At 60.1% G+C, this 16,870-nt stretch carries 23 protein-coding genes; 11 read left to right on the top strand and 12 right to left on the bottom strand.

The features are described 5' to 3' along the window. Positions 1-108: 108 nt before the first annotated feature. The gene (locus IHQ71_RS06435) at positions 109-858 is read right to left on the bottom strand and encodes a phosphoadenylyl-sulfate reductase (protein WP_258161123.1); all 750 of its coding nucleotides are present in this window, start codon (positions 856-858) and stop codon (positions 109-111) included. Between the two features lie 250 nt (positions 859-1,108). Between IHQ71_RS06435 and IHQ71_RS06430 the strand changes: the two genes are divergently transcribed. The 5 genes from IHQ71_RS06430 (at position 1,109) to IHQ71_RS06410 (ending at position 5,857) form a co-directional block, all read left to right on the top strand. After that, positions 1,109-1,552 carry an Rrf2 family transcriptional regulator gene (locus tag IHQ71_RS06430; RefSeq protein WP_258161122.1) on the top strand — a complete coding sequence of 148 codons (444 nt, stop codon included), beginning with the start codon at positions 1,109-1,111 and terminating at the stop codon, positions 1,550-1,552. Between the two features lie 270 nt (positions 1,553-1,822). Continuing rightward, the gene (locus IHQ71_RS06425) at positions 1,823-2,857 is read left to right on the top strand and encodes a sulfate ABC transporter substrate-binding protein (protein ID WP_258161121.1); all 1,035 of its coding nucleotides are present in this window, start codon (positions 1,823-1,825) and stop codon (positions 2,855-2,857) included. Between the two features lie 210 nt (positions 2,858-3,067). Further along, positions 3,068-3,925 carry a sulfate ABC transporter permease subunit CysT gene (gene cysT, locus IHQ71_RS06420; protein WP_258161120.1) on the top strand — a complete coding sequence of 286 codons (858 nt, stop codon included), beginning with the start codon at positions 3,068-3,070 and terminating at the stop codon, positions 3,923-3,925. Beyond that, complete coding sequence (cysW, locus tag IHQ71_RS06415; protein ID WP_258161119.1) at positions 3,915-4,808, top strand: sulfate ABC transporter permease subunit CysW; 894 nt, start codon at positions 3,915-3,917, stop codon at positions 4,806-4,808. The genes cysT and cysW overlap by 11 nt, the downstream gene beginning before the upstream one ends. Positions 4,809-4,819: 11 nt before the next feature. Then, positions 4,820-5,857, top strand: coding sequence for a sulfate/molybdate ABC transporter ATP-binding protein (locus tag IHQ71_RS06410; protein ID WP_258161118.1), 1,038 nt, complete (start codon positions 4,820-4,822; stop codon positions 5,855-5,857). Between the two features lie 129 nt (positions 5,858-5,986). On the opposite strand, the gene IHQ71_RS06405 is transcribed toward IHQ71_RS06410, so the two are convergent. Both IHQ71_RS06405 and soxR read right to left on the bottom strand, forming a co-directional pair. Next, positions 5,987-6,337: a hypothetical protein gene (locus IHQ71_RS06405; RefSeq protein WP_258161117.1), complete on the bottom strand. Its 351-nt coding sequence runs from the start codon at positions 6,335-6,337 to the stop codon at positions 5,987-5,989. 42 nt (positions 6,338-6,379) lie between these two features. Next, a complete protein-coding gene (gene soxR, locus IHQ71_RS06400) occupies positions 6,380-6,856 on the bottom strand; it encodes a redox-sensitive transcriptional activator SoxR (RefSeq protein ID WP_258161116.1) in 477 nt (158 codons plus the stop codon). 83 nt (positions 6,857-6,939) lie between these two features. On the opposite strand from soxR, the gene IHQ71_RS06395 reads away from it, so the two are divergent. From IHQ71_RS06395 to IHQ71_RS06375, 5 genes are all read left to right on the top strand, one after another. Beyond that, positions 6,940-7,509, top strand: a complete 570-nt coding sequence (locus IHQ71_RS06395; RefSeq protein ID WP_258161115.1) for an NADPH-dependent FMN reductase — start codon at positions 6,940-6,942, stop codon at positions 7,507-7,509. 600 nt (positions 7,510-8,109) lie between these two features. Then, the gene (locus tag IHQ71_RS06390; protein ID WP_025557033.1) at positions 8,110-8,319 is read left to right on the top strand and encodes a cold-shock protein; all 210 of its coding nucleotides are present in this window, start codon (positions 8,110-8,112) and stop codon (positions 8,317-8,319) included. A 146-nt stretch (positions 8,320-8,465) separates the two neighbouring features. After that, positions 8,466-8,753 (top strand): cold-shock protein, encoded by a 288-nt coding sequence (locus tag IHQ71_RS06385; RefSeq protein ID WP_258161114.1) that lies wholly within the window; start codon positions 8,466-8,468, stop codon positions 8,751-8,753. A 58-nt stretch (positions 8,754-8,811) separates the two neighbouring features. Continuing rightward, positions 8,812-9,060 carry a 30S ribosomal protein S21 gene (rpsU, locus tag IHQ71_RS06380; protein WP_258161113.1) on the top strand — a complete coding sequence of 83 codons (249 nt, stop codon included), beginning with the start codon at positions 8,812-8,814 and terminating at the stop codon, positions 9,058-9,060. Between the two features lie 55 nt (positions 9,061-9,115). After that, positions 9,116-9,340 carry a hypothetical protein gene (locus IHQ71_RS06375; protein WP_258161112.1) on the top strand — a complete coding sequence of 75 codons (225 nt, stop codon included), beginning with the start codon at positions 9,116-9,118 and terminating at the stop codon, positions 9,338-9,340. A gap of 6 nt (positions 9,341-9,346) precedes the next feature. Here the strand turns inward: IHQ71_RS06375 and IHQ71_RS06370 are convergent, their stop codons facing one another. Together IHQ71_RS06370 and IHQ71_RS06365 are read right to left on the bottom strand one after the other, a co-directional pair. Next, positions 9,347-10,072 (bottom strand): hypothetical protein, encoded by a 726-nt coding sequence (locus IHQ71_RS06370; RefSeq protein ID WP_258161111.1) that lies wholly within the window; start codon positions 10,070-10,072, stop codon positions 9,347-9,349. 151 nt (positions 10,073-10,223) lie between these two features. Continuing rightward, positions 10,224-11,225: an asparaginase gene (locus IHQ71_RS06365; protein ID WP_258161110.1), complete on the bottom strand. Its 1,002-nt coding sequence runs from the start codon at positions 11,223-11,225 to the stop codon at positions 10,224-10,226. 68 nt (positions 11,226-11,293) lie between these two features. On the opposite strand from IHQ71_RS06365, the gene IHQ71_RS06360 reads away from it, so the two are divergent. After that, on the top strand, positions 11,294-12,028 hold the full coding sequence (locus IHQ71_RS06360) for a DUF3750 domain-containing protein (protein ID WP_258161109.1): 735 nt from the start codon (positions 11,294-11,296) through the stop codon (positions 12,026-12,028). On the opposite strand, the gene IHQ71_RS06355 is transcribed toward IHQ71_RS06360, so the two are convergent. The 7 genes from IHQ71_RS06355 to IHQ71_RS06325 all read right to left on the bottom strand — a co-directional run bounded on the left by IHQ71_RS06355 (position 12,025) and on the right by IHQ71_RS06325 (position 16,850). Continuing rightward, positions 12,025-12,420 (bottom strand): type II toxin-antitoxin system VapC family toxin, encoded by a 396-nt coding sequence (locus IHQ71_RS06355; RefSeq protein WP_258161108.1) that lies wholly within the window; start codon positions 12,418-12,420, stop codon positions 12,025-12,027. The two genes, IHQ71_RS06360 and IHQ71_RS06355, sit on opposite strands and share 4 nt — an antisense overlap. After that, a complete protein-coding gene (locus IHQ71_RS06350; RefSeq protein WP_258161107.1) occupies positions 12,417-12,689 on the bottom strand; it encodes a type II toxin-antitoxin system VapB family antitoxin in 273 nt (90 codons plus the stop codon). The genes IHQ71_RS06355 and IHQ71_RS06350 overlap by 4 nt, the downstream gene beginning before the upstream one ends. A 38-nt stretch (positions 12,690-12,727) precedes the next feature. Further along, on the bottom strand, positions 12,728-13,411 hold the full coding sequence (locus IHQ71_RS06345; RefSeq protein WP_258161106.1) for a DUF899 domain-containing protein: 684 nt from the start codon (positions 13,409-13,411) through the stop codon (positions 12,728-12,730). Between the two features lie 18 nt (positions 13,412-13,429). Then, the gene (locus IHQ71_RS06340; protein ID WP_258161105.1) at positions 13,430-14,038 is read right to left on the bottom strand and encodes a TetR/AcrR family transcriptional regulator; all 609 of its coding nucleotides are present in this window, start codon (positions 14,036-14,038) and stop codon (positions 13,430-13,432) included. Between the two features lie 68 nt (positions 14,039-14,106). Further along, positions 14,107-14,886, bottom strand: coding sequence for an SDR family NAD(P)-dependent oxidoreductase (locus tag IHQ71_RS06335; RefSeq protein WP_258161104.1), 780 nt, complete (start codon positions 14,884-14,886; stop codon positions 14,107-14,109). Positions 14,887-14,990: 104 nt separating this feature from the next. Continuing rightward, a complete protein-coding gene (locus tag IHQ71_RS06330) occupies positions 14,991-16,154 on the bottom strand; it encodes a cytochrome-c peroxidase (protein WP_374990004.1) in 1,164 nt (387 codons plus the stop codon). Positions 16,155-16,265: 111 nt separating this feature from the next. Next, entirely contained in the window at positions 16,266-16,850 is a 585-nt protein-coding gene (locus IHQ71_RS06325; RefSeq protein ID WP_258161102.1) for an alkylhydroperoxidase, read from the bottom strand. Positions 16,851-16,870: the final 20 nt, after the last annotated feature.

Genomic DNA, 16,870 nt, shown 5'->3' with positions numbered 1-16,870 from the left:
CAGCTCGGCGTTTCGTTGATCCAGTGATTTCGAGACTTGCATCCTCTTCTCCCCCGCGGGGAGAAGGTGGCCGAAGGCCGGATGAGGGGGAAACCACATACTCAGTTCTTAAAGTTCGCTCGACTCGAGCGACGGCAGCGCTGCTTCCGGCACATGCAGGCCGCATTCGCGCTTCTCGTCGTTCTCCCACCACCAGCGGCCGGCGCGCTCGGGCTCGCCCGGCTTGATGGCGCGGGTGCACGGCTCACAGCCGATCGAGGGATAGCCGCGGGCATGCAGCGGATTGATCGGAACCGCCTGATCGGCGACCAGCTTGTTGATGCGGTCGATATCCCAGTCGGCAAGCGGATTGATCTTGATCAGGTTGCGTTCGGCATCATATTCGGCAAAGGGCGTATCCGACCGGTTGCCGGACTGGCCGCGGCGAAGACCGGTGACCCAGATCTGCGCGCCCGATAACGCCCGCGCAAGCGGCTTGACCTTGCGGACGCCGCAACAGGCGTGGCGGGCGTCGACGCTGTCATAAAAACCGTTCAGGCCATACTGGGCGGCATAGGCGTCGATATCGGCCTTCTCGGGATAGAAGCGGCGGATATCGATGCCGTAGCGCTCTTCCGTGTCGGCGATGAGCTTGACTGTCTGAGGAAAGAGGCGACCAGTCTCCAGCGTCACCACGTCGATATCGAAGCGATGCTCGCCGATGACATGGGTGATCACCTGATCCTCGATGCCGAGGCTCGTGGTGAAGACCACACGACCACCAAGGCTGGCTGCGAGCGACAACCGGCCAGCGAGATCGAGTGCGGCCATCTGGTCGTTCAGCGACTGGGCTTCCGTGGAAAGACTGATCATGTTCATTAAAGTGTCCTGAGATTCCGAGTTCGCCGGATTATCACAGGGTACTGCGTCTTGCGACAGGAATTGCGTTCTCAGGTCCATGCGGCAGTGGAGCAAATATCTCTCCGGTGCGGCCCATCGGCAGAACACTCTTACATCTAGCCGAAAATGAGCATTTCCAGCGGGATAAGCCGCCGCAAAACAGCCTTTATTCACTGTGCATGGCAAATATGGGTTACACTTCCCGAAGAATCATGGTTTCGAGCGTTAGATGATCTCTCAAAAGGCAAAATATGCGTTGCGCGCGCTTGCGGCGCTTGCACGGGCCGAGGCCAAGCGGCCGATGCTGATTGCCGAGATCGCGGAACAGCAGAAGATCCCGAAGAAATTCCTCGAGCAGATATTGCTCGATCTCAAGCATCGCGGGCTGGTCATGTCCAAGCGCGGCAAGGAGGGCGGATACTTGTTGCTCAGGCCGCCGCACGAGATCACCTTCGGCGAGGTCCTGCGCATGATCGACGGCCCGATCGCGCCGCTGCCCTGCCTGTCGCAGACCGCCTACCGCAAATGCGACGACTGTCTCTCCGAGGCCGAATGCGAGATCCGGCACGTCTTTGCCCGGGTGGCGGATGCCACGCGCGAGGTGCTGTTCAAGTCGACGATCGCCGACACGCTCTACGAAGACGGCCGCGCCGCAGTGATGCTGGCGGGCTGATTCCCGCTTCGCCAGTTGGCTCGCAAACCATCCATTTTCCCCGCAAAAACGTAAAATCATTCGTATGAAGCGGCTTTGACTGGTGAAATTTCATACCCGGTTGAAACGTTTTCCCACGTTCCCCATTTCGTCTGCGGCGTAAAATGTCGCCCTGCGTTCCAAATTCGGCTAGGGTGTCGACGCGAATTTTGCTTTCTCCATCTACGTAATTGACATACTCTACCTACCAGATAGAGTTTAGGAATTAACAAATTACTGGAGGGTAATTCGATGTTCAACAAGCCTAAGACAAGCGTTCTGAAACGACTTGGCGGTGCCGCTCTCGGCGCGGCGCTGGCGTTTTCCACCGTCATTCCAGCATTCGCCGACGTGACCCTGCTCAACGTTTCCTACGATCCGACCCGCGAGCTCTACAAGGAATTCAACGTGGCGTTCGCCGCCAAGTGGCTCAAGGACACCGGCGAAACGGTGACTATCGAACAGTCGCATGGCGGTTCGGGCAAGCAGGCCCGCGCAGTGATCGACGGGCTCGACGCCGACGTGGTGACGCTGGCGCTCGAAGGCGACGTCGATGCCGTTGCCAAGAAGACCGGCAAGATCCCGGCCGACTGGAAGAAGCGCCTGCCGCATGATTCCGCTCCCTACACCTCGACGATCGTCTTCCTCGTCCGCAAGGGCAATCCGAAGGGCATCAAGGACTGGGGCGATCTCGTGAAGGGTGACGTCCAGATCGTCACCCCGAACCCGAAGACCTCCGGTGGTGCGCGTTGGAACTATCTCGCTGCCTGGGCTTGGGCCAACAAGGAATTCGGCGGCGACCAGGGCAAGGTCAAGGCTTACATCGCCGACCTCTTCAAGCGCGCTCCGGTGCTCGATTCCGGTGCCCGCGGTTCGCTGACCTCGTTCGCACAGCGCGAAATCGGCGACGTGCTGCTCGCCTGGGAAAACGAAGCCTATCTCGCGCAGGGCGAATTTGCCGATGCCGGCTTCGAGATCGTGACGCCGAGCCTCTCGATCCTCGCCCAGCCCTCGATCGCAGTAGTCGATGGCAATGCCGATGCCAAGGGCACCCGCAAGGTGGCGGAAGCCTATCTGAACTACCTCTACTCCGAGGAAGGCCAGACGCTCGCCGCCAAGAACCATTACCGTCCCGTCGAGCCGAAGCTGGCAAAAGACTACAAGCCGCTGCCGGAATTGAATCTCGTCACCATCGACGACCCGCTGTTCGGCGGCTGGAAAAAGGCCCAGCCCGAGCATTTCGGTGACGGCGGCGTGTTCGACCAGATCTACAAGCCCGCACAATAAGCGACTTCTTACCAACAGGCCCCTCCCCATCCCGGGGAGGGGCTTTGCATGCCGCCACCCTTTCGGCTAATAGACCTCGCCGGGTTTTCGGGCGCACAAGCGCCTGCGCTATCCGGACGACGGGTATGGACGTGGTCGAGATGGGGCGGAAATAATAAAAAACTTCGGAAGGCCAAAGGCTTTCCCGCCTCAGACACAACGGGGAATACAATGACATCACAACCTCTTGCCGAGCGTATCGGCTTCAGGAGGCATAGTGTCATACCGGGCTTCGGGCTCAGTTTTGGCATTACGATCTTCTGGCTGACGCTGATCATACTCATACCACTGGCGGCGCTCGTCATCCGTTCGGCAGGCATCGGCTTTTCCGGCTATGCCGAACTGCTGTCCGACGCCCGCACGCTGCATGCACTGCAGATCTCCTTCGGTTGCGCCTTCATCGCCGCCATCATCAACGTGATCTTCGGCGTGCCCGTGGCCTGGGTGCTGGTGCGCTATAATTTTCCCGGCAAGCGGGTGGTCGATGCCATCGTCGATCTACCTTTCGCCCTGCCGACCGCCGTCGCCGGCATCGCGCTTGCGGCACTCTATGCCAAGAACGGCTGGATCGGATCGCTCTTTGCTCCCTTCGGGATCAAGATCGCCTATTCGCCCGCCGGTATCGTCGTGGCGCTGATCTTCATCGGCCTGCCCTTCGTGGTTCGCACGGTGCAGCCAGTCATCGAGGAGATCGACAAGGAAGTCGAGGAGGCGGCCGCTACGCTCGGCGCCAACCGCCTTCAATCACTCTATCGCGTCATCCTGCCATCGCTGTTTCCGGCGATCCTGACCGGTTTTGCGCTGGCCTTTGCCCGCGCCGCCGGCGAATACGGCTCGGTGATCTTCATCGCCGGCAACATTCCATATGTCTCGGAAATCGCGCCGCTGCTGATCATCATCAAGCTCGAAGAGTTCAACTATGCGGGCGCCACGGCAATCGGTACGATCATGCTGGCGGTGGCATTCGCGATGCTTTTCGTGATCAACCTGATCCAGGCCTGGACGCGGAGATACGCCAATGTCGCTTGACGATTTCAACGCGCCCTCCACAATCCGGGAACGCGAGCGCAAATGGCGCTCGCCCGTCACAGAGCCGCTCGCCGCCAAGATATTGCTGATGGGCATGGCGGCGCTCTATCTCGTGCTGATCATCGTGCTACCGTTGATCTCGGTGCTGATCGAGGCCTTCCGCAATGGCATGGATACCTATGTCGAGGCGCTGAAGGAACGCGATGCGCTTGCCGCGATCCGGCTGACGCTGCTGGTCGCGGGCATCGCCGTGCCGCTGAACCTGATCTTCGGCGTTGCCGCCTCCTGGGCGATCGCCAAGTTCGAGTTCAAGGGCAAGGCCTTCCTGATCACGCTCATCGACCTGCCCTTCTCGGTCTCGCCGGTTATTTCGGGCCTAGTCTATGTGCTGCTGTTCGGTGCGCAATCGGCGCTCGGGCCGTGGCTCAAGCATCACGGCATCGAGATATTGTTCGCGGTGCCCGGCATCGTGCTTGCCACCGTCTTCGTGACCTTCCCCTTTGTCGCCCGCGAACTGATCCCGCTGATGCAGGAACAGGGCACGGCCGAGGAGGAAGCCGCGATCACGCTTGGCGCAAATGGCTGGCAGACCTTCTTCCGGGTGACGCTGCCCAATATCAAATGGGGCCTGCTCTATGGCGTGCTGCTTTGCAATGCACGTGCCATGGGCGAGTTCGGCGCGGTCTCCGTGGTTTCCGGCCACATCAGGGGACTGACCACGACCATGCCGCTGCATATCGAGATTCTCTATAATGAGTACAATCTCGCCGCAGCCTTCGCGGTCGCCTCGCTGCTCGCCCTCCTCGCCCTCGTTACACTCGTTGTCCGCACCGTGCTCGAGATCTGGTTCTCGCATGGCCTCGCCGGCAACAACAAGCATTAAGGACCACTTGAATGGAAATCCGCATTGAAAAGATCCGCAAGGAATTCGACCGATACCCGGCGCTGGACGAAGTCTCGCTTGGCATCCGCTCCGGCGAACTGATCGCGCTGCTCGGCCCCTCGGGCTCCGGCAAGACCACACTGCTGCGGCTCGTCGCGGGGCTGGAACGGCCCACCACCGGCCGCATCTTCTTCGGCCAGGAGGATGCCTCCTGGAAGCCGGTGCAGGAGCGCAATGTCGGCTTCGTCTTCCAGCATTATGCGCTGTTCCGGCATATGACGATCCTCGACAACATCGCTTTCGGCCTGACCGTGCGCCCGCGCGACGTGCGCCCACCGAAAGAGGAGATCCGGCGCCGGGCGCTCGAACTGCTCGACATGGTGCAACTCACCGGCCTGGAAAAGCGCTATCCCAACCAGCTCTCCGGCGGCCAGCGGCAGCGTGTTGCGCTCGCCCGCGCCATGGCGATCGAACCGCGGGTGCTGCTGCTCGACGAACCTTTTGGCGCGCTCGATGCGAAAGTCAGAAAAGAACTTAGGAAATGGCTGCGCGAATTCCACGACCGCACCGGCCATACGACGATCTTCGTCACCCACGACCAGGAAGAAGCGCTCGAACTTGCCGACCGCGTGGTGGTGATGAGCCAGGGCAAGATCGAACAGATCGGCTCCTCGGACGATGTCTATGACCGCCCCAACTCGCCCTTCGTCTTCTCCTTCATCGGCGACAGCGTCAACCTGCCGGTGACGGTATCGGGCGGCACGGTGAACTATCTCGGCATTCCCGTGGGCGTCAGCGACGAACACGAGGGCGAAGGCCAGTTCTTCTTCCGGCCGAGCGACGTGGAACTGATCTCCGAAGGCGACGGCATATCCGGCCGCGTCACCTCGCACCGGCGGCTGGCGGGCACGCGCATCATCGAGGTGGATGTGGGCACGGCGAGGGAGCCGAACCATGTCGAGATCGAGGTGCCGCTTGATGCGACAGCGGAGCGGGGCACGATGGTGAAGTTCCGGCCTGAGCGGTGGAAGATATTTGGGGCGGGGTGACGGAAGAACAACAGTAGCATCACCTTCGGGGCTCCCACAGGTGTCTGGGAGCCTCGCCGGTTTTTAGAAGCGTCCCTCGCGAGCTAGGCTTAGAATTCGCCCTCGTCTTAGCTTGAGCCCGACGCGCTCCTATACGCTATGACCAAACGCACTGCGTTGGACAATGTGGAGTTTCAATTTGGAAACTAATTCAAACAGGCAATCAAAATATTCTTTGTCTAAACTTTCATTGGGGAGCAATTCCTTGTAACCGCCACCTTCGACATATTTTTCCAAGACTCGAATGAACTCGGCTTCTCTTTCGATCGAAACCTCACCCATACGAAACAACCCGATATTTCTATCTAGTTGCTCATCCATATTATGGACCCATTCACCGTCATCGATGTTCTTTGCTGCATGATCGACGACGGCTCTCCAGATCCAGGTGGCTGCACCCCAATCGGATATGTTCTCGGAGAATGAAATTATTGCTGTCATACCACTACCCTACAGCCAATAAGGGCATCCACAACCCAGAGCTTATGCCCTCATCAACTTCTCCCCCAACAATCTCGCCCCCGGCCCTTCCCTGCCTAGCTTGTCATATGGGTTCCTGAGCGGACAGCTCGCCACCGACAGGCACCCGCAGCCGATGCAGCCGTCGAGATGGTCGCGCAGGGCTTCGAGTTCCGTGATCCGCTTGTTGAGGTCGTCGCGCCAGCGGGTGGAGAGGGATGCCCAGTCGTCGGCGGTGGGTGGGCGGTCGGGCGGCAGCGAGTCGAGGGCGGCCTTGATCTCGTCGAGCGGGATGCCGACGCGTTGCGCGGCCTTGATCACCGCGACACGCCTGAGCACGCCGCGCCGGTAGCGGCGCTGGTTGCCCTCGGAGCGTTCGGACGCGATCAGCTTCTTGCTCTCGTAGAAATGCAGCGCCGAGACCGCAACGCCGGCGCGTGTGGCCACTTCTCCCACCGACAGGGTGCGACGCGGATCGAAGCCGGAATTTTTCTTGCTCATGCCACTTGACCTAAAGTTAGGTTGAGGTTTTATGACTCTGGCTCCTTCGACAGTCAAACCCAGATCCAGGCACAGGAGCCGGCATGCGAGACAATCTCAACACCGTCATTCTTATCGGCAGCGCGCGCGAGAACCGGGTCGCCGACCGGGTGCTCAAATGGCTGCTTCGGGAGCTCGGCAAGTATCCCGATTTCTCGATCCGGCTCGCGGATGCCAGGGATTTCGATGCCGGCGGCGTCAAGCGGCGTGCTGCCGCTCGCCTGCTGGAATCCGATGTAAGTGCCGCCGACGCGGTGATCGTACTGACGCCGGAATACAATCACAGTTTTCCCGCACCGCTGAAGACCATGCTGGATTGCCTCGGTGAGCCCTGGAAGAAGAAACCCGTCGCCTTCATCTCCTATGGCGGCCTTTCGGGTGGGCTCAGGGCCGTCGAGCAGTTGCGGTTGGTCGTCGCTGAATTGGACATGGCCGATGTCAGGGAAACGGTGAGCATCCAGAACCCATGGACGAACCTGGACGAAGAGGGTGAGCCTCGCTTTCCCGAACAGTTGAACGCCTCGCTTGCGCGGCAGATGACGGCGCTTGCCTGGTGGGGCTATTCGCTGCGCGCCGCCCGCAACATCGAGATCCGAAAAGGCGATGCGGCATAGCCGCGGGGCCGTGCCGGCACGGTTGGCGATGTCCGCGCGGCCCCGTTGCCGGGGCGCATCCTATTGCAAGCTTGAGGCTATTCCGCCAGAGCGCTTCATTGTTAAATGGAATCAGTTCTGTTGGCTCAAACGGAGTCGGATGGTCGACCGGCCGGCGCGTGTCGTAGCCAAAGCGTACGGCCAAGCCGGCCGGTCGATCAGGCGGCCCGTTTCAGCCAACCCGAAGGGCCGGGCATCTTTCCGCCATGACCTGCGGCGTCGGCCTCGGCCGTACCTCAGGGTACGACGCTCGCCCGCCGCCTTGCTCCTGACGAAAACCTGCTCGGCAGAACTGCTTCCATTTAACAATGAAACGCTCTAAGCCGAGCGGCGGCATCCGCCGCTCGCAAATCCTGGAAATTTGTTTTGTCGAAAAAAACGTTTCGGAAATTATTTTTTATCCAGCCTTGAATTTTCTGCATAATCGTATAAATAGCATTCATCGATACTTGTTTGCGACCTTTGCTTGGGAGCCTTGTGCTTCCTCAGATTTCCTCCAATTTCGATGCGCCTTACCGAATGACCGTCAGGCGAAACTGCGATTGAATAAAGGAAATCGTCATGAACACTGGAACCGTTAAATTCTTCAACACCACCAAGGGCTTCGGCTTCATTCAGCCGGACAACGGCTCGACCGACGTCTTCGTGCACGTCTCGGCCGTACAGCGCGCCGGCATGCGTGACCTCGTCGAAGGCCAGAAGGTCGAGTTCGAAGTCGTCAAGGACAACCGTTCGGGCAAGAGCTCGGCCGAGAACCTTCGGGCGCTCTGATCTCGCAAGAGAATTTTGTCATTCGCCGCCGCTGACCACGGATGTACTGGCAGTCGGCAGGCAGATGACGGGCAAAGGTCGGGGCAAGCCCGGCCTTTTTGCATTATGGCCGTCCGTTTGGGACGCCGCCAGAAAGAGAGCAGCCGATGAGCAAGGCGAAATACGGCGTTGGTGATTTGATCATGCTCCGCGACGGCCCGCTCAGGAATGCCAGAACCGACGGCGAATTCAAGATTCTCGCCGTCATGCCCGACTCCGACGGACAGGTGCAGTATCGCGTCCGTTCGCAAAGTGAAGGCTTCGACCGGAGGGTTTCCTCCAGCGATATCGATACGGAACGTTCGGCCCGATCCAAGGTCGTCGTTCAGCAGACCGCAAGCGCGGTCGCCAAGGAACCGTGGTTCAAGGCGTCCTCGATCAAGGTCCGGAAATAACAGCATATAACACAGGCAAAGCGGGTGGCGCCCTGCCCTCGCGACAAGGAGGTATTTTTTGCAAGTACTCGTCAGAGACAACAATGTCGACCAGGCACTGCGCGTGCTCAAGAAGAAAATGCAGCGCGAAGGCATTTTCCGCGAAGCCAAGGCGCACACCGCCTATGAGAAGCCGTCCGAAAAGCGTGCCCGCGAGCGCGCCGAAGCCATTCGCCGCCACCGCAAGCTGGCGCGCAAGAAGATGCAGCGCGAAGGCCTGCTGCCGATGCCCAAGAAGCCGCTGAGACCGACAACGGCAGCCCGCTAAAAATTCCAAGTGCCGGCGAAAGCCGGCCTATCTCTCTCCATTACAGGAGGATTTCATGGTTGCAACCAAGGAAAAATTCTTCAGCCCGACAAAGCTGAGTGCGCAGCAGAAAGCTGCCACGACGCATGATGCTGCCATGCAGATCATCGATGCCGAAGTGAGCGCGCGCGAGAAGAAGACCCAGAAGCTCCGCCAGCTCAGGCTGGAGCAGGAAGCCGCCAAGCCGGTGGTGACCGAAGCCGCCGCCCCGAAGGGCCGCAAGCGCAAAAGCGCTGAATGACGACCGCTATGCCGCCACGGCGGCAGGCGCGCCGCCGGGCTGTTTGCGTATCCAGAGCAGATAGCTCAACGCGCTGATAAAGATCGCCAGCACCACCACCATCGGCAGCAATCCCTCATGGCCCAGCGAGAGCAGGTGGCGTGTTTGAGCCTGGATCGCTGCGATATTGGCCACCAGCGCGTCGTTGCCGGTGATCAGCCCGACATAGCCGAGAACATGAGGCGAGTTGGCGACGGTGAACGAGAATGAGTAGGACGCGGTGAAGCCCGCCACGAAATACATCACCCGCAACCCGCCTTCCGGCGACTTCTTGTAAAGTTCGACCGGGAAGCACAGGAAGATGACGAGGGCCGCGAGGAACAGCGTCTCGATCGGCATGCCGGCCAGGATCGTTCCCATGTCCACATGCGCGAACCAGAGATTGCCGAAGGTGAAGAAGAATTCCGCCGAGGTGCCGAACCAGACGAAGAATGCCAGCCCCCAGAGCGGGCTCATCTTCAGGAAGCGGATGCGCATGATGCCCGCCGCCAGCACGATGATGCCGCAGGCCACCATGCCATAGGGCCGGACCACGGCATTGAGCTTGGCCTCGAGCCCGCCGCAACTGCCGGCAAGCGAGGCGCAGCCCGATACGCGGATGGCCAGCCAGGAAACATAAAAGAAGTAAATCGCGAAGAAGACGTAAGCCATCGCCGCGAACATGTTCCACCACAAGTAACGTCCGGCAAACATGAAACACTCCCTTCCGGGCGGACAAGTCATGCGCCGCCATGAGGGAATATTAGCAAACACCAACGCTTTCGGTAAAACACCTCGTAAACTGGTTTCCGAGAATTTTACCTAACTTCGGGTTAACCAAGCCTTGGCCACTTCTGGCACAATCTCAGGCCAGAAGACCATCCACTACGCGAACGTCGCCGACTTCGATCCCCTTCCAGTTGCGTATCGTGTGGTTGGCGATCGCGGTGAGACGCTCGCTGACCTCACCGTCGAAGAAGCGCGCGAGCACGCCCGCGACCATCGCGTCGGCAGCGCGGGACGACCCATCGTCGCTTTTGAGCGCGATGGCCAGCCCGCGCTCCGGCACGACGGCGCAGAACATGCCTTCGGCGCCGGTCTTCGCGAAGATGCGGCCGGGAGCGGCCTCCATCAGGCGGGTACAGGTGCGGCCGGTGCCGGCGACGAAGAAGGGTTCTGCCATGCAGGCCCCGATGATGCGCTTCGACGCCCTGGCACGCTTCGGCCCGATGCCCACGCCCGTCGCCATCTTGGCGAAACCGTGCGCCAACGCCCTCAGCGGCACCGCATAGGTGGGGATCGAGCAGCCATCGACGCCGCTGTTTTCGCGGCCGAGCGCAGTGCCCGTCAGGTCGGCCATCGCATCGCGGATCTCCGCTTGCAGCGGATGATCATAGGTCACGTAGCCCTTGGGATCGTGCCCCTCATGGCAGCAGGCGCAGACGAAGCCGGCATGCTTGCCCGAGCAATTGTTGTGCAACTGGTTCGGCCGGTCCATGCTGCGGACCTGGTCGATCAGCACGCTTTGCTGGAACGACCAATGCGCGCCGCATTCCAGCGTCTCCTCGCCGCGTCCGGCAGCCTTCAGCATGGCGCCGGCGAGTGCGGCATGTTCCGGCTCCCCCGAATGCGACGCGCAGGCAAGCGCGATCTCACGGTTGCCAAAGCCATAGCGATCCGCGGCACCGCTCTCAAGCAGCGGCAGTGCCTGCATAGCCTTGCAGGCCGAGCGCGGAAACACCGGCGCATCGATATTGCCGAATGAAAGCACAATCCGGCCCGTCTCATCGGTGACTGCGATAGCGCCACGGTGGCGGCTTTCGACCTGATTGCCGCGCGTAACTTCGACTAGAACCGGATTGGACATGATTTTTCCCTCAATACGCCTGAATTCGCTTTGAAAATCCATCAGTTGGGGAAGACGGAATCATATTCATGCGACCAATCCGGACGATATTGGCCTTTCTGATCTGTGTCTATCTACTGCCGGGTCTTGCCGCTGCGGCGATTTGGGCCACCAAGGAACATCCAGCCAATTGGCGAGCCGCGAGATGGACCAGCAGCCACGTGCTGCCCAACCCCCAAACCAACCGCGAGGCGCGGGTGACGATCTTCGCGGCGACCACCGGCGGCCTCAAGGGCGCCTTTGCCGTGCATAGCTGGATCGTGCTCAAGAAACACGACGTGCCGCGCTATGACCGCTACGACGTGGTGGGCTGGGGGCAGCCGGTGCGCAAGAACGGCTACGAGCCGGACGGCTACTGGTATTCCAACCAGCCTCAAAAAGTATGGGAGATCACCGGCGAGCAGGCCGAAGCCCTGATTCCTGACATCGAGGACGCGATTGCCGCCTATCCGCATAATATCAAGGGCGGCTACCGGCTGTGGCCCGGGCCGAACTCCAATACATTTGTCGCCTCGATCCTGCGTGCGGTGCCCCAGATCGATGCCGTGCTACCGGCCAACGCCATCGGCCGCGACTACCTCCCCGAGGGGCGGCTCTTTTATTACGATCCGTCAGGCGATCTGCATGTGACGCTATACGGCCTGCTCGGAATCTCGGCCGGCGTGAAGAGCGGTTTCGAGATGCATATCATGGGCCTGGTGGCGGGCTTCGACTTCCGCCATCCGGGGATCAAGGTGCCGGCATTTGGAAGGGTTGGGGTTTAGGCAAGGTCCGTCGCGGCAAAATCGTTGCCCTTGTACAGGAGTGTGATGCCGCGGTTCTTCGCGCAGGCGTAGGAGAGGCAATCCGCCAGATTGAGTTGAGCCGGGTGCCCTCGCCCCTTACCATAGCGCTGAAAAGCCTGGATTGCGGTCCAGCCGTCGTTTGCATCGATCGGGCTCACTTCAATTCTCAACTGCTTCAGAAAGCTTTCAACGGATCGTTTGATCCTCTCTGGATCAAGAGAGAGTTTACTCGACAAGCGCATCGCCGCTTCGAGTACGACAAGAGGACTTGTTACCGGACCTTCAGAGTCCAATATGGATTCGGACCAATAGTCCGCATCCTCTTCCAGCGAAAGAATGGCGACAATCACCGAGGTGTCGATAAAGGTCAATCGTGACCCCACATCCTGTCAATCTCATCCTTCGTCATATCGCGTCCACCACCGGGCGATTGGCGCGCAAGATTGGCAGCGATTGCCTGAACCGACGCCAGCCGTGCTGCACGTGACGCCCCGTCATCAAATTGAAGTTGCGCTTCCAGCGCCTGAATAACGGCGTCCGTCATCGAGAGACCGCGCTTCTTGGCAAGCTTTCGGGCCAATTCGTGCGCACGTGGATCGCGTATCTGCAAATTCATGACATCATCTCGATTGATCGTCATGACGATAGCATATCTGTCATGACAAGACGAGTCTTACGTCATGCACAACAACCATGCACCTGTTGCTTCGGCTCATACTGGTCGTTCAGCCGCCACCAGCGATAAGGGTTGGTCTGGGGTGTGCCTTCTGGCGAATCCTCCCAGCTTTCCTGGCGGCCAAATGGAGTGATGTCGAGCAAGCTCCACACCGACCCAAGCTGTTCGACGCCGCGGCTGGTGGTGAAATAGGTGCGATATATCCGGCCGTGGTGCATGATGAAGACGTTGAGCCCGAAGCCGCCGCCGGAGACATCGACGTCGGCGTTGAACTCGGCGCCGGTCGAGTAGAACGGCACGGTCCAGCCGAGCCGCATCTTCAACGCTTCGATCTGGTCGAGAGGCGCCCTGGCGACCAGCGCGAGCGTCGTGTCGCGCTGGTTGAGGTGGACCAGCTTGCCGAGATTGTCGGTAAACATGCCGCAGCCGGGGCACGGTGCCGGGTCGTCCTTCTTCAGCATGTGGTGATAGACGATAAGCTGGCACCGACCTTCGAACAGGCCCGCGAGACTGGTCGTCCCGTTCGGTCCTTCGAAGGCATAGTCCTTCTCGACGAGCTCCCAGGGCTTGCGGCGGCGCTCCGCGGCGAGCGCATCTCCTGCGCGCATCATCGCCTTTTCCTTGACGATCATGGCGTTGTTAGCGGCGAGCCATTCTTCACGGCTGACGATCTCGGGTAGTTGCATGACGTCCTCCCTGGTTAGCTACTGGATCGAGCGGCCGAACAGCCCGGCCACGTAGCGCTTCAGATGTTCGATACTCTCGGCGGCCGGGTCGGCACCGTAGCGCGCCTTGGCGATGATATAGGAGCCTTGAATGACCGCCTGCATATGCAAAGCCAGGCTCTCGGTACTCCAGCTCGCGCCAGGCGCGTGTGCTGTTTTCGCAGCTTCGATATCATCGACCAGTGTCGCGACATGGCTCGAAATGCTTGCCTCGCAGGCTATGCGGATCGGCGGATTGGTGTCGTAGACTTCCTGGATCAGCGTGCCGAGCAGGCAGGTATATTCGGCGAGCGAACCGCGCAGCAGCTGCTTGCGAAATTCGATGTAACCGAGAACCCTGTCCACCGGATCGGTGGGCTTGTGGTAATCCGCGCCGTGGAAAAGCGCGCCCGTCACCTCGGTCCAGCGCCCGGCAGCGGCGATTGCAAGCTCGTCCTTGGTCTTGAAATGGTGGAAGAAGCTGCCCTTGGTCAGCCCGGCGGCGGCGCAGATATCCTCGACACGGGTGGCCGTGTAGCCCTTGGCGCGAAAGACATCGAGCGCGGCGTCGAGAAGCTTGGTGCGAGATTCGTGTTGTACTGGAGTCATGCAATGAAAATACCAACCAGTTGGTATGGAGTCAATCCCTCCTTTTCAGTATCCATGAATCGCCCTTGTCAGGGCATCAACTGACCGCCATTGACGTCGATCATCTGGCCGGTGATGTAGCCCGAAAGCGTGTTGGAGGCGAGGAACAGGAAGGTGCCGACGCAATCCTCGGCGGTTCCGACGCGGCCGAGAGGCACCGCCTTGGCGACCTGCTGCTCCTGCCCCGGCAGGGCGTAGCGATCCTGGAACGGGGTTGCGATATAACCCGGCGCGACGGAATTGACGCGGATGCCGTATTTGCCGAATTCCAGCGCCATGCCCTTGCCGACCGCCTCGACGAACGCCTTGGAGGAGCCGTAGGGACCGGAGCCCGCGGTGCCGCCGGTGCGCGCAGCGACCGAGCTTGTGTGGATGATGAAGCCTCCCTGCTTCTTGAGATGCGGCAGTGCCGCATGCGACGTGGCAAGCACTGAGCGCGCATTGAGATCCATCACCGCGTCGTAATGTTCGTCGGACATGTTCTCGTAAAGCACGCGCGCGACCATGCCGCCGGCATTGTTGATCAGCCCGTCGAGGCGGCCGAATGTCCGGGCCGTTTCATCGACCACGCGCCGCATCTCATCCGACTTGGTGGCATCCCCCTTGACCACGAAGACACTGCCGCCCGCATCCTCGATCTCCTTGGCCACCGCATGCGCGGCCTCGGTGGAGGAATTATAGTGCAAGCCGACCATGCAGCCCTGCCTGGCGAAGGCGCGAGCGAGCGCCGCACCGATGCCGGTCGAGGCGCCGGTGATGAGCACGGCAAGGCCTTTCAGATCCGGAATGACGATATCGGATAGCGACATGGAAGCCTCCCTAAGCGATTGCAATTTGTGTGATTATTGGGCCTAGAGGTAACGGACGATGGTAGCGCTGTCCAGCCCATTGCATCGGTCATTTCGTATGGCTGCTACTTCCCGAGCAGAGGCTCATACCGTTTGTCGGTCAGTGTCTTGAGGAAAGCAACCAGCGCATCGACGCGCTTGTCATCCAGGCCTGGGCCAGTCTCCAGCTTTTCCTTGTCGATATTGTCGGCGACCTCGGGATCGGCCCAGCGCTGGCCGGTTTCGGGGTTGATCTGCCGGCTCTTCTTCTTGGAATTGTACTTGTTGTAGAACAGGATGACGGTCCTCAAATCGTTGAAGACGCCGTTGTGCATGTAGGGGCCGGTGACGGCGATGTTGCGCAAGCTTGGCGTCTTGAACTTGCCGCGTTCCTTCGGATCGCCGTTGACTTCAGGGTTGGCGGCGAGGCCGGAATCGACGAAATCGGGCTTCGAACCGTTCATCTTGCGCGCATCGGGATTGGCCGGCACGCCGATGTTGAAATATTTGTAGGAAGTGAAGGTGGCGGTCTCGAACTTGCCGTCCCTGCCCTTCACGTCATGGCAGAGATTGCAATTGGTGAACTGGGTGGAGAAGAACAGCGTGCGGCCGAGTTCCTCCTGTTCGGTGAACTTCTCTTCGCCGCGCAGGTAGCGGTCGTATTTCGAGTCGAAGGGCGAGAAGGATTTGGTGCGCTCGAAGCTGGCGATGGCTTCGGTTGCGGCATGGAAGGTCTTCTTGGGGTCCTTGATCACATCAGGCCCGTAGAACGCTTCGAATGCTTTCACATAATCCTTGTTCTCGACGATACGCTCGGCAATCGCCTTGTCGTCGGGCATACCCATCTCGATCGGATTGAGCGGCGGGCCGGCCGCCTGTTCCTCAAGGGTCCTGGCGCGGCCATCCCAGAACTGCCCGCCGAGATAGAGGCCTTCGGCATTCTTCTGGAAGGGTGGCGACAGTGCCGCATAGGTCGCGGTCGGTGCGTTGCGGTCGCCGAAGCTCTTGCCGTCGTCGCCGAGCGAAACGGCATTGCCCTTGTGCACGTCATGACGATCCGAAAAGGCGCGTTCCGGCATGTGGCAGGTGGCGCAGGCCTGCTTGCGGTTCATCGACAGGTTGGTGTCGTGGAACAGTGCCTCGCCGAGCTTTTCCCTGGTGGGATAGAGATTGGTCTCGGCAAGGCCTAACCCGCCGGCCAAAGCCAGGACGAGTGAGATGGAACCGGCGATCAGATAAGCGGGGCGCATGGCAGTCGGACGATGTTCAAACGAGCGGCGGCAGAACTTGCGTCCGGCCGTCAAGTTTCGCCTTCTATACACCAAAGCCTCATGCATTTCGCGCGGAAATCCGCGCCTGCGTCAAAACTTCTTGCCGACCGTCATTGCCGCTTTGAACGCCTGATCCTCATCGACATAGACGTCTTCAGGCGTGGTTCCCACGGCATCGAAGAACCGGCTGATGAAAGCTCGAAACGACGCGCAGAGCGCGATATCGGATATCTGCGGGTCGGTGAAACCGACGGCGCGGAGCCGGTCGATATCGAACTGGGTGACCTTGGATGCGTCAATGGTGATCTTCTCGGCATAGGCCAGCATCTCGACATCGCGAGCCGGAAGGCCGGCATTGCGGAAATCCTGCTGCACCGCCAGGACGGTCTCCTTGGAGCCGAGGTCGGCCACCAGCATCCCCGAATAGACGTAGGAGCAATAGGTCGAGGGTATGTGCTTGGCTGATATCAGCGTGATGAGCCGCCATTCCCGCATGCCGAGCGAGAAGCCAGCCCGGATCCGATCCGAGAAATCAGTGTAGATTGGCAGGAGATCGGGCCGCGTCGTCATGCATTTCGCGGTTTCCATGACGAAGCCCATCGAGGCCTTCTGCTTTTCATAGATCTCGGCCACGCGGCCGGTGGCTTCGCTCTCCGCGATTGTCTTGAGATACATGCATCCGCTCCCTGATGATG

Origin of the sequence: Rhizobium sp. TH2 (genome assembly GCF_024707525.1) — a bacterium.
Taxonomy (GTDB): Bacteria; Pseudomonadota; Alphaproteobacteria; order Rhizobiales; family Rhizobiaceae; genus Rhizobium_E.
This window is presented reverse-complemented; position numbering and strand designations above follow the sequence as displayed.